Source organism: Daejeonella oryzae DSM 19973, assembly GCF_000422945.1.
Classification (GTDB): Bacteria; Bacteroidota; Bacteroidia; order Sphingobacteriales; family Sphingobacteriaceae; genus Daejeonella; species Daejeonella oryzae.
This window is the reverse complement of the sequence record NZ_AUHA01000002.1, coordinates 1,316,586-1,327,618: the sequence shown is the minus strand read 5'-3', so window position 1 is coordinate 1,327,618 and position 11,033 is coordinate 1,316,586. Positions and strand designations below refer to the sequence as shown.

At 38.3% G+C, this 11,033-nt stretch carries 10 protein-coding genes; all 10 read right to left on the bottom strand.

Translation table 11 applies throughout. The features are described 5' to 3' along the window. Position 1: 1 nt before the first annotated feature. The 10 genes from ruvA to G521_RS0106200 all read right to left on the bottom strand — a co-directional run bounded on the left by ruvA (position 2) and on the right by G521_RS0106200 (position 11,024). A complete protein-coding gene (gene ruvA / locus G521_RS0106245) occupies positions 2–586 on the bottom strand; it encodes a Holliday junction branch migration protein RuvA (protein ID WP_026897779.1) in 585 nt (194 codons plus the stop codon). Between the two features lie 2 nt (positions 587–588). Further along, positions 589–2,916, bottom strand: a complete 2,328-nt coding sequence (locus tag G521_RS0106240) for an NADP-dependent malic enzyme (RefSeq protein WP_026897778.1) — start codon at positions 2,914–2,916, stop codon at positions 589–591. 152 nt (positions 2,917–3,068) lie between these two features. Next, positions 3,069–4,460 carry a lytic transglycosylase domain-containing protein gene (locus G521_RS16625; RefSeq protein ID WP_051189519.1) on the bottom strand — a complete coding sequence of 464 codons (1,392 nt, stop codon included), beginning with the start codon at positions 4,458–4,460 and terminating at the stop codon, positions 3,069–3,071. Between the two features lie 291 nt (positions 4,461–4,751). After that, positions 4,752–4,946 carry a twin-arginine translocase TatA/TatE family subunit gene (locus G521_RS0106230; RefSeq protein ID WP_026897777.1) on the bottom strand — a complete coding sequence of 65 codons (195 nt, stop codon included), beginning with the start codon at positions 4,944–4,946 and terminating at the stop codon, positions 4,752–4,754. A 6-nt stretch (positions 4,947–4,952) separates the two neighbouring features. After that, a complete protein-coding gene (locus G521_RS16620) occupies positions 4,953–5,246 on the bottom strand; it encodes a Sec-independent protein translocase subunit TatA/TatB (protein WP_081675020.1) in 294 nt (97 codons plus the stop codon). A 57-nt stretch (positions 5,247–5,303) separates the two neighbouring features. Then, entirely contained in the window at positions 5,304–6,569 is a 1,266-nt protein-coding gene (locus G521_RS0106220; RefSeq protein WP_026897776.1) for a murein hydrolase activator EnvC family protein, read from the bottom strand. A 19-nt stretch (positions 6,570–6,588) separates the two neighbouring features. Beyond that, the gene (locus G521_RS0106215) at positions 6,589–7,377 is read right to left on the bottom strand and encodes a DUF4292 domain-containing protein (RefSeq protein ID WP_026897775.1); all 789 of its coding nucleotides are present in this window, start codon (positions 7,375–7,377) and stop codon (positions 6,589–6,591) included. Further along, on the bottom strand, positions 7,355–9,091 hold the full coding sequence (locus G521_RS0106210) for a tetratricopeptide repeat protein (RefSeq protein ID WP_026897774.1): 1,737 nt from the start codon (positions 9,089–9,091) through the stop codon (positions 7,355–7,357). The genes G521_RS0106215 and G521_RS0106210 overlap by 23 nt, the downstream gene beginning before the upstream one ends. Positions 9,092–9,093: 2 nt before the next feature. Next, positions 9,094–9,525, bottom strand: a complete 432-nt coding sequence (dut, locus tag G521_RS0106205) for a dUTP diphosphatase (protein ID WP_026897773.1) — start codon at positions 9,523–9,525, stop codon at positions 9,094–9,096. Next, positions 9,525–11,024 carry an oligosaccharide flippase family protein gene (locus G521_RS0106200; protein WP_026897772.1) on the bottom strand — a complete coding sequence of 500 codons (1,500 nt, stop codon included), beginning with the start codon at positions 11,022–11,024 and terminating at the stop codon, positions 9,525–9,527. The genes dut and G521_RS0106200 overlap by 1 nt, the downstream gene beginning before the upstream one ends. Between the last annotated feature and the right edge of the window lie 9 nt (positions 11,025–11,033).

Genomic DNA, 11,033 nt, shown 5'->3' with positions numbered 1-11,033 from the left:
ATTATAAGCTTTTCAGGGCAATTTTTATCAACTGTTCTACTGATAAATTTTCTGTATTGTTTCGGATAGTTTGGTCTAAATTTTTCTCGGCAACAGCCTTATTAAAGCCAAGCATAATGAGTGCAGAAAGTGCTTCATCTTTGGCCGAAGTATGCTGGGGCATGCTAATTAAAGAATCAGGACCCTCTTTCTTTAATTTATCCTGAAGCTCCAGAATAATACGCTGAGCTGATTTTGGACCAATTCCTTTAATTCTCTGTATTAAAGGCACATCTCCTTTTACAATTGCCGTTTGAATTTCGGCAGGTGTTATGGATGAAAGGATCATTCTCCCGGTATTTGGGCCGATTCCCGAAACGGAAATAAGATGAAGGTAAAGCCTGCGCTCACCTTCATCAAAAAAACCGTATAAAGTATGCGCATCTTCTTTAACATGTAACCATGTAAACAATTTGCAGCGTTCCTTATCCTGCAAAGCAGAATAGGTATTTAAAGATATATTTATATGATAACCTACTCCGCCGGTTTCAATAACCACGTAAGCAGGACATTTAAAAACCAGTCTACCATCAATATAGGCGTACATTTTTATGCTTTAACAGGTTTGCGTATGCGATTAAATAATCCTTTTTTACGTACGGTTTCATCTTCAGCTTCTTTAGCCTGAACATCTACCACGGCAATAGTCACCATATTTACAATTTCGCGAACTGAACTTCCGAGTTGTAAAACATGCACCGGTTTATTCAAACCCAGCAGAATTGGGCCAACCGCTTCGGCCCCACCCAGTTCCTGCAATAATTTGTAGGCAATGTTTCCGGATTCCAGATTTGGAAAAACCAGCACATTTGCCGGAGCACCGTTTAAAGTACTGAACGGAAAATTATCATGCAACAATTCAGTATTCATCGCAAAATTAGCCTGCATTTCTCCGTCAACAATTATTTCAGGATACTTATCGTGAAGTACTTTTACTGCACGACGGGTTTTTTCAGGTATGATGCCCATGTTAGATCCGAAATTAGAATAAGATAACATGGCAATGCGGGGAGCGATATTAAATTTCTTAACAGAGTGATCAAGCAATACCGTAATATCTACCAGTTCTTCTACCGTTGGATCAACCGTTACTGTAGTATCGCCAAAGAATACAGGTCCTTTTTTGGTAAGCATCATATACATACCGGCAACCCGTTTAACTCCTTCTTCTGTACCAATAATTTGCAGGGCAGGCTTAATGGTGGTTGCGTAATTTTTGGTCAGACCCGAAATTAAAGCATCGGCTTCGCCAAACTGAACCATGGAAGATCCGTAATAATTACGGTCACGCATTAATTTTTTAGCTTCAAAAAGCGTTAATCCGCGGCGCTGGCGCTTAAGAAAAAGATACTCAGCATACTTTGCTGTTTTTTCAATTTCCTCATGGGGATTTATTATCTCCACTCCTTCGAGTTCTAATTCGTTTTCGCGAATGATCTGTTTAATCTTCTCCTTATCTCCCAATAAAATCGGAACAGCAATTCCTTCTTCTCTTACAATCTGCGCAGCTTTTAAAATTTTATAGTTATCTGCTTCAGCAAAGACGATGCGTTTAGGAGCCGACTTGGCTTTATTGGTAACTGCCCGTAATAGTGCATCATCAACACCGAGACGTGTTTTTAATTCATCTCTGTAAGCATCCCAATTGGTAATGATTTTGCGGGAAACGCCCGAATCTATCGCGGCTTTTGCAACAGCCGGAGAAACTGTGGTAATTAACCGGAAATCGATCGGCTTAGGAATAATATAATCTTTTCCAAACTTCAGGTTTTTGGTATTATATGCCAGGTTTACTGCTTCAGGAACGGGCTTTTTAGCCAGTTCGGCAATTGCCTTAACCGCGGCAATTTTCATTTCTTCATTTATCGCGGTAGCTCTTACATCCAAAGCCCCTCTGAAAATGTACGGGAAGCCCAACACATTATTCACCTGGTTTGGATAGTCAGAACGGCCTGTGGCCATAATAATATCCTTACGGGTTTTCACTGCCAGTTCGTAACTAATCTCCGGATCCGGATTTGCCATAGCAAATACAATCGGGTTTTTAGCCATTGTCTTTAACATGTTAGCAGTTAAAACATCCGGTGATGACAGACCAATAAATACATCTGCATCTTTTACAGCTTCTTCAAGCGTATTTATTTTGCGAAGGGTAGCAAACTCTTTTTTGGTACCTTCCAGATTTGCCCGATCCGAACGGATAACACCGCTACGATCTAGCATAACAATATTTTCTAACCTTGCACCCAAACTTACATAGAGGCGGGTACAAGAAATGGCTGCAGCGCCTGCACCATTAATTACGATTTTAACTTTGTCGAGCTTTTTCTTTTGAATTTCGCAGGCATTAATCAAGGCTGCTGAAGAAATAATTGCCGTGCCGTGCTGATCATCATGCATTACCGGAATACTCATTTCCTCTTTTAAACGCCGCTCAATTTCAAAACATTCCGGTGCTTTTATGTCTTCCAGATTAATTCCGCCAAAAGTGGGCTCCAAGGCCTTTACAATTTTGACAAATTCATCAATATTTTTAACATCCAATTCAAGGTCAAAAACGTCTATATCGGCAAATATTTTAAACAGGATCCCTTTTCCTTCCATTACCGGCTTGCCTGCTTCCGGACCAATATCCCCTAAGCCTAAAACAGCAGTACCATTACTGATTACTGCAACAAGGTTTCCTTTGGCAGTATATTTATAAACATCCTCTTTATTTTCGGCAATTCTTAAGCAGGGCTCTGCAACACCGGGCGAATAAGCCAGGGCCAGGTCACGCTGAGAATTAGTAGGTTTTGTAGATACAACTTGAATTTTTCCGGGACGTCCTTGTGAGTGATAGTCCAGTGCGTCTTGTTTTCGATTAGTCTTACTCATTAATTGAGAAATTGGTGAGAGGCGCAAAATTACAATTCTTTTCGGGATTGGGTTATGAAAAAAGCAGCTGCAGCTTCCGCAATAAAAATACCGCAGGCCAATTGCCCTAATTAAAAAAAAATCAGGTCTGGCAAAACTGCATTTTTACAGAATTACAAACTTTGATTAACCTTTAAGCGCATGCCCGGCTGAAGCGCAGAAGATTTTAATCCGTTTAGAGCTTTTAACTTGGAAACACTGGTTCCATTAAAGCGGTTGGCAATTTCTGCCAAGGTATCTCCCGCTTTAACAATGTAAATTTTGTAAAGAGGATCTGACTTTTGAGCTGTAACAGTTGATTTAAAAGCCTTGACCCGAATTTGCTGACCGGGAACAATCTGCATTATTTTTAAATTATTCCAAACTTTCAAATCCTGAACTTCGACACCATACTGATTAGCCACCATAGCCAAAGTTTGACCTTCTGTAACGCGATGGAAAGTATTTACGGAAGCAGGGGAACCTGATGGCGAATTTAAGCTTGCGGCGATAATTGCCGGTTCGTTGTCCGTTTCCGGATTAAGCAAATTATAGAGTGAAGAATAAAGCTGTTTATCTATAGAAGGTATTATCAATGTTTTGGGTGATTTTACAGATCCGTTTACAATATCTTTTTTATATGAAGGATTGAGAAGACGTAGCTCTTTAATATCCACTTCAACCGCACGAGCTATGTTGGAGAGGGAAATAAATTTTGTTACATCAACTGCATCTGTAAAAATATTAAAAGATGCCATAGCCGGATTAATATCATGCTTTGCATAATAGTTCATGGCATATGCGGTAGCGATAAATGCCGGAACATAGTTTTGCGTTTCACGAGGCAAATATGGACGAATAGCCCAAAAGTCTGCCTTTCCTCCTGCTTTTGTAATAGCACGGCCTACAGCTCCGGAGCCGCAATTATAAGCAGCTATTGCCAGCAGCCAATCTCCAAAACGATTATATGAATCTTTAAGATAGCGTGCAGCAGCATAACTTGCCTGCACAGGATCTTTGCGCTCATCTACATAACTATCCATTACTAATCCATAACCTTTAGCTGTAGTATACATAAATTGCCAGGGACCTACCGCTCCTGATCTGGAGACTGCATTGGGATTTAATGCTGATTCTATAACCGAAATAAACTTTATTTCATCGGGCACTCCAATTTCCATAAGCGATTTTTCAAAAATCGGGAAATAATATTTAGACAAACCAAGCATTTTAGCAATCTGATCCTTACGGTTGAATACATATAAATCAATGTAATTCTGAACATGCTCATTATAGTCCATTGGCACAGACATTTTCAATGAATCAAGACGCTTTTTATAAATTAAACTTTGATAGGATAAAAGAGGATTTTGAGGAAGGGCAGATACAAATAAGGTATCTTTTTGCCCGGGAGATCTTTCTTCTGACCGGTGAATAGAGTCTTGCACGTTGTTGAATTCCGGAGCTGCAAAAACACTGGCAGCAGAGAATATAAACAAGGCAAAAGCCATTGTTTTTTTCATCATAATATTTAATTTTTAACCCATTTGGGTTCCCCCTTCACTAAATTTTTAAGATTACAAAACCTAAGCTACTAAGTATTTATAACTTTTGAAAGTTTCTTATCTAAAAGGAAATGCCTTTGCGTAAAAAATGAAACTCTAAACGTAACGGATTATTAACAGAAATATTACATAGAATATACAAACTTGATTTTATTACAATCTCAAATTGATAATTATTCTGCATAAAAAAGCCTTCTGAAAAATTACTATTAGCAAGTTTCCAGAAGGCGTTATAATTAGTTAACAATAAGCTTAATGAGCTTTCCGATCCTCATCAGCAGGAGTATTTTCATCTCCGCTCTGAGCACTTTTAAATTCTTTAATGCCTTTTCCCATTCCACGCATTAATTCAGGAATTTTTTTACCTCCGAATAATAGTAAAACAACTACTATAATCAGGATGATCTCTGTAGCGCCGAAACCGATTAACAAGATTGAATTGAACATGATATTTTATTTAATTTGCGGTTTTAGGGTTTCTGTAGTTGATTGATCGTCTTCAGGAAAAATAGTGTCATCTTTCTTAGCCGGACCATTCAAATCAATACCGCTATTTACGCTATTTATATTATTATGGATTTCTCTTTTAACACCATCAGAGGCATCTTTAAATTCACGAATACCTTTACCCAAGCCTCTGGCTAATTCAGGCAGCTTTTTACCTCCGAATAAAAGTAACACCACAAACATGATTACCAGAATTTCCGGTGTACCCATGTTCATAAATAATAATGTTGAACTATACATATTATTAAATTTAAATCAGTTTACAAATATAGACATTTTCTAAATTCATATTTTCAATTAGTTAGCAAGCCAGCTTGACGGATTCATTGGATTAGCGCCTTTTCTAATTTCAAAATGCACTTCCGTTGTTCCATCATTCGGATCTGTTATAACTGTACCTATAGCCTGCTTAATTGAAACTTTTTGTCCCCGGGATACACTTACTGATTTTAAATTAGAATAAACCGTAAAATATTCCCCGTGTCTTATCAATACGGCATATGAGCCTGCAAAGTTTTGTACGGCTGCAATTTCTCCGGAAAACACCGCCCGAACACTGGCACCTTCAGCGGTTTTTATATCTACTCCGTTATTTTCTGTGGTTACGTTAGCTCCGTATTTATGAATACCAAAACCTTCTGTAATAATTCCGCTTGCAACCGGCCATGGCAATCTTCCTCTGTTCCCTAAAAAGTCTGAAGACAATTTTGCGGCCTCAGGAGTTGACGCCAATACACTTGATCCTTTGGCAATAGGTTTTGCTGTAGGTGCATCCTTATTTTCTTCTTTTGCTTTTGCTGCTGCGGCACGGGCTGCGGCTTCTGCACGACGGCGGGCATCTTCAATTTCCTTGTTGATCGCATTCTGAATAGCACGATTCAATCTGGCAGATTCTCTCTGTTTCTGAGTAAGCTCCTGCTTTAATTTTTTCTCCTGCTTGCTAAGCCCGCTTAAAACCTTAGATTTTTTGTTTTTCTCGCTACCCAGCGTTTCTTTCTCTTTTTCCTGATCATTTAGAAGACTAAATTTCTCACGCTTGTTGTGATCTAGCTCAACAATTTTTGAGTTGAGATCTTTTTTAGTTCCCTCGATATATTGAGCCTGCTTTTTACGGTATGTACTGAATTGCTGCAGATATTTCATCCGCTTGTACGCCTGATTAAAATCCGCGGAAGCAAAGATAAACATCAGCTTGCTGTATGAACTCTGGTTTCTGAATGCAAATAAAACCATGGCTGCATATTCCTTCTTTAGCTGATTTAACTGCGACTGAAGTGAGCGAACAGTACTGGTGTTATCAGATATCTGATTATCAAGCAGCCTAACTTCGGAGTTAATGGTATTGATTTTTTCCTCCCGCAATCTTATTTGCGCCGTTAATGTTTTAATCTGTTTTAAGGATAAACTTTTATTGCTGGATGTTTTACGTAAGCTGCGGTTAAGCGTTTCAATTTCGCGTGACAACGCCTCTTTTCGCCTTTTAAGCTCTGAACTGCTTTGACCGAAAACCTGGCCCGAAAACCCTAAAATGACAAGAAATATAATAAATTTAAGCAACCTCATTGAAGCAAATGTATCTAATTTAATCTTTCACAGAAAATCTTTTCGGCACAGTAAAGGGAATTTCAAAGTTCTGATCAATTTCTACTTTGCTGTATTTCATCTCCAGCTGTATATTTTTACGGTCTGCTTTAGAGTTGATATTTACAGACTGAGGCATCTGCTGACCCGAAACAATTGCAAAATCAGCATAGCCGATCTGTAGAGATTGCCCTGCCTGATCATCCTGCAATGAGGTTTGAAAAATTTTATTATTTTCATTAATCAGCATGCTGTAAGCCAGAGATCTGATAATGCCGCTTAACTTTGTTTGTCCGCCATTTAAATCGATTCTGGAACTATCTGTTACAAATTCTTTAATCGTATTTCCTACCAGGATGGATTGCAAGGTTCCAAAATTGAGCTGCTCATTGGTAAACTCATACATATAGCTGAAAGGCTTTTGAATGTATGTACTTTCCCAACGATTTATAATTTTAATACTGTCTGGTGTAATTAAGGCTCTAGCCACTTCAAGGCCGGCCAGCGCCGTAACAGAAACCCATATCGCCTGATCTTTGCGGATGCGGATATTCATACTTACATCATTGCTGTTGTTGTTAATACTTAAATTAGCTTTAGAGCGTATGGAAATTGAATTAAAATCTGTCTGACTGTTATTAATAGCCGCCAGTTTATCTCTTTTAGAAGAATTCTCGGCTGCGGGTACAGGCTTATCTACAGCCTTAACTATTTCCTTTTTAGATTTACAGCTCAGCATCACCGAAAGAGTGAGGATAAACAATAAACTATTCGATATATTTCTTTTCATTAATTTTCTGATTTAACTTCTCCGATGCGGAGCCAGCTTGTCTGGCTTTAGTCCATTGCAGCAAAGCCTGTTCCTTATTTCCCAGAAAGAACAAAATATCTCCATAATGTTCCAATTGAACAGCATTAACAACTTTCCCACTAATCATAGCTTTCTCTATCCAAATCAATGCATCCGCATATTTTTTAAGTCTGAATAATATCCAGGCATAGGTATCTTCAGAAGATGAATTGCCCGGATCAAGCTCTATTGATCTTTTAGACATTTTAGCTGCTTTCTCAAGATTTTCTCCCCTTAACGATAAATAATATGCATAATTGTTGAGGGTGTAACTATTATCAGGATCTGCTGCAAGTGCTTTTTCATAGGCCTGATCCGATTCGCTGTAACGCTTTAAGGCATTATATGAATCGCCCATTCCCGAAAATATTTGGGAAATAACGTCTTTATTTTCAGTTTCTAAGTCAGCAGCATTTTTAAGATATGCAATTGCCTTTTCATGATTTCCTGATTGCGCATAAGCAATGCTGCTGAATAAATACAAAGGAGCCTGATTAGGAAAAATAGCCAGAGCCGCTTCTCCATCAGTAATTGCGTCTTTAAATTTACTTTCTGTAATATCTATACGAAGTACCTGTTCCCAGATTTGATAAACCTGATCGTTTAAAACCAGTGCTTTTTTATATTCTTCTTTCGCTTCAGAATATTTTTGCTCCTGATAAAGTACATCACCGTAAACCGAAAATGCTTTCGGATCATCCGGATGAGTTTTTGCCGTTATCGATGCTAATTCATCGGCATAAGCCCGTGCTTTATAGTCTGCAAATTGCGGAAAGAAGGATAAAATTATCCGTACTTTATCATCAATATTTAGGTTGGGATCTGCAAATGCCACTTTTAATTCTATAAAAGCATCGTCCGGCTTATTCAAAGCACGGTAATGATCTGCCAGGCTAAGCCTTACTAATGCATTAGCCGGATCTGCAAGAGCGGCCTTTTGTAAAACGGCAATTGCCTGATCACGTTTTCCTGACTTTGCATAAATTTCTGAAAGGCTCAGATAATTACCCAAATCGCTGGGATTAGAAATCACTAATTTTTCCAGTTCAGCAGCTGCTTTACCGGGTTTCCCCTGCTGTATAAGAATTCTCTGGCGAGCATTCGAAAGATCTTCTGACGAACCATACAACTTTTCGATGCTATTGTAAACCGCTGTGGCTTCATTCACTTTGTTTTGCATCAACAAAGCATTCGCCTTATCAAAATAATTGTCTTCGTTGGCCGGAGAAAGTCGGATCAGCTCATCAAACACGGGAACCAGCTGAGCCATGTTTTGGGTTTGCTTATAAATATCGGCAAGCAAAAGCCAGTACCAGTTGTTTTCGGGCTGAACGGTTACGGCCATACGAATGAGGCGCTCGGCATCCGCCTCCTGATTTTGGGTGTGATAAATATTTGCCAGTTCATACATTGCTGCATCGTTGGCGGGATCAATTTCTAAAACCTTATTGAAATTAGTGCTTGCTCTCTGAAAATTGTTCACAATTTTTTCATGCAATCCGTCAAAAAATAGCTCTTTAACCAAATTGCTGTCTGCCTGACTTAGAACTTTTCCTGTCACAATAATAGCTGCCGACTTTGCCTTATTATGCTGTGCAATACAGTAAGTTGCTGAAGCGCCTAATAAAAATATTAGAATAAATCCTTTAATCATTTTTATAATCCTGTATGACCATACCCGCCAGCACCTCTTACAGTTTCTGAAAGAAGTTCGACCTCATTCCAGTTTACTTGCTCGTGACTGGCAATGATCATCTGTGCAATGCGATCGCCGTGATTAACTTCGAAATCTGTATCAGACAGATTTATTAATAAAACTTTTATTTCGCCCCGGTAATCCGCATCAATTGTTCCGGGTGAATTTAATATTGTAATTCCGTGTTTTAGAGCCAGTCCGCTTCTGGGACGAATCTGTGCTTCGTATCCTTTAGGCAATTCGATAAACAAACCTGTAGGAATTAATAATCGTTGCATCGGTTTTAGTATAACTTGCTCTGCAAGCTCTGAGCGAAGATCCATACCGGCCGATGATTCTGTTTCGTATGCAGGAAGCCTATTTGAAGATTTATTGATGATTCTGATATTCATTATGAGCGTAATAATAGTTTGACTTCTTTGCGTTCTAAATAAAATGTGGCGACTGCAAACAACAGAAATATACTGTTTCCAATGATCAGATCGCGATTAAAAATACTGAAAGATATATACACCAGAACTGCAGAAACGAGCAGGTAGGATATATTCTTTTTAACATTATATGGTATTGGATAATTTTTTTGTCCCAAATAATAAGACATAATCATCATACTTGCATAAGCGGTCAAAGATATCCAGGCCGACGCCACATAGCTGTATTTTGGAATAAATATCAGGTTTAATACAATAGTTAAAACGGCTGCGATTAAAGAAATGTATAATCCAAATCGTGTTTGATCAGATAATTTGTACCAGATAGATAAGTTCATATATATCCCCAAACTGGCATAACCAAATAGCAGAACCGGTACAATTTTTAAACCCGACCAGTACAATGACTGCTGTTGTTCATCTCCTCCTCCTATAAAATATTTCAATATCTCTATGTTCGCCGATAGTGCTACAAATATTAAAGAAACTGCTATAACAAACCAGGTCATGATACGTGCATAAGTCTCTCCCGAATTTTTCTCTTTGGCATGACCGAAGAAAAAAGGCTCGGCACCAAGACGGAATGCCTGCACAAAAATACTCAGAAAAATAGCCAGTTTAGCACAGGCTCCATAAATTCCAACTTCTGTTTCGCTTATTTCAGCCGGCAACAGCATGCCTAAAAATATTTTATCAACATTCTCATTAATTATAAAAGAGATGTTGGCTACAAGTACCGGAAAACTGTAAATGAGCATTTCTTTTACAATACGCGGCTCAAATTTTAACCGAAGTTGTAACAGCTCAGGCAGCAACAAGATCAAAGTAACAATACTGGCAATTAAATTGGATAAAAAAACATAGCCAACCCACTGAGGTTTGAACCATACAGCTAAAAAATCTGCACCGAAGCCCTGCGTTTTAATTATGTAGGGAATAATAAATATGAAGAGGAAATTGAATCCTATAAATGTTAAAATATTAACGAGTTTGATAAGGCCATATCTTAAAGGCCGTCCATCGGCCCGTATTTTAGCAAATGGAATTACTGCCAAAGCATCTGCCAGCAGGATGTAAACAAAATATTTTACATAAAGTGCATAATCTTTATTTACCTCTTTACCCCGCTGCATCCATGCTGCAATATCATCTACAAAAAGAAATGTAAACAGAAGAAATAAGAATGAGGTAATTACAATGGTCAGAAAGGTATTGTTGTAAACTTTGTCTTTCTCATCCTCATGTTTATTAAGATACCGGAAAAAAGTAGTTTCCATACCAAAGGCCAAAACTGCATTTAGCATAGATGCCCAGCTGTACATGTACGTAAAGATCCCGTACACTTTAGCGGGGTAAATTCGGGTAAAAATGGGAGTCAGGATAAAATTCAGCAGCCTGGCTATAATGGTACTTGCACCATAAATGATGGTCTGACCTGCAAATTTTCTTAATGTCGACAAATTATCAAG

What these genes read in the sequence shown, in the direction of transcription:
- ruvA (WP_026897779.1), bottom strand. Translation starts at nt 586, where the DNA reads ATGTACGCCTATATTGATGGTAGACTGGTTTTTAAATGTCCTGCTTAC.
- G521_RS0106215 (WP_026897775.1), bottom strand. Translation starts at nt 7,377, where the DNA reads ATGAAAAGAAATATATCGAATAGTTTATTGTTTATCCTCACTCTTTCG.
- G521_RS0106220 (WP_026897776.1), bottom strand. Translation starts at nt 6,569, where the DNA reads ATGAGGTTGCTTAAATTTATTATATTTCTTGTCATTTTAGGGTTTTCG.
- G521_RS16620 (WP_081675020.1), bottom strand. Translation starts at nt 5,246, where the DNA reads ATGTATAGTTCAACATTATTATTTATGAACATGGGTACACCGGAAATT.
- dut (WP_026897773.1), bottom strand. Translation starts at nt 9,525, where the DNA reads ATGAATATCAGAATCATCAATAAATCTTCAAATAGGCTTCCTGCATAC.
- G521_RS0106230 (WP_026897777.1), bottom strand. Translation starts at nt 4,946, where the DNA reads ATGTTCAATTCAATCTTGTTAATCGGTTTCGGCGCTACAGAGATCATC.
- G521_RS0106210 (WP_026897774.1), bottom strand. Translation starts at nt 9,091, where the DNA reads ATGATTAAAGGATTTATTCTAATATTTTTATTAGGCGCTTCAGCAACT.
- G521_RS16625 (WP_051189519.1), bottom strand. Translation starts at nt 4,460, where the DNA reads ATGATGAAAAAAACAATGGCTTTTGCCTTGTTTATATTCTCTGCTGCC.
- G521_RS0106240 (WP_026897778.1), bottom strand. Translation starts at nt 2,916, where the DNA reads ATGAGTAAGACTAATCGAAAACAAGACGCACTGGACTATCACTCACAA.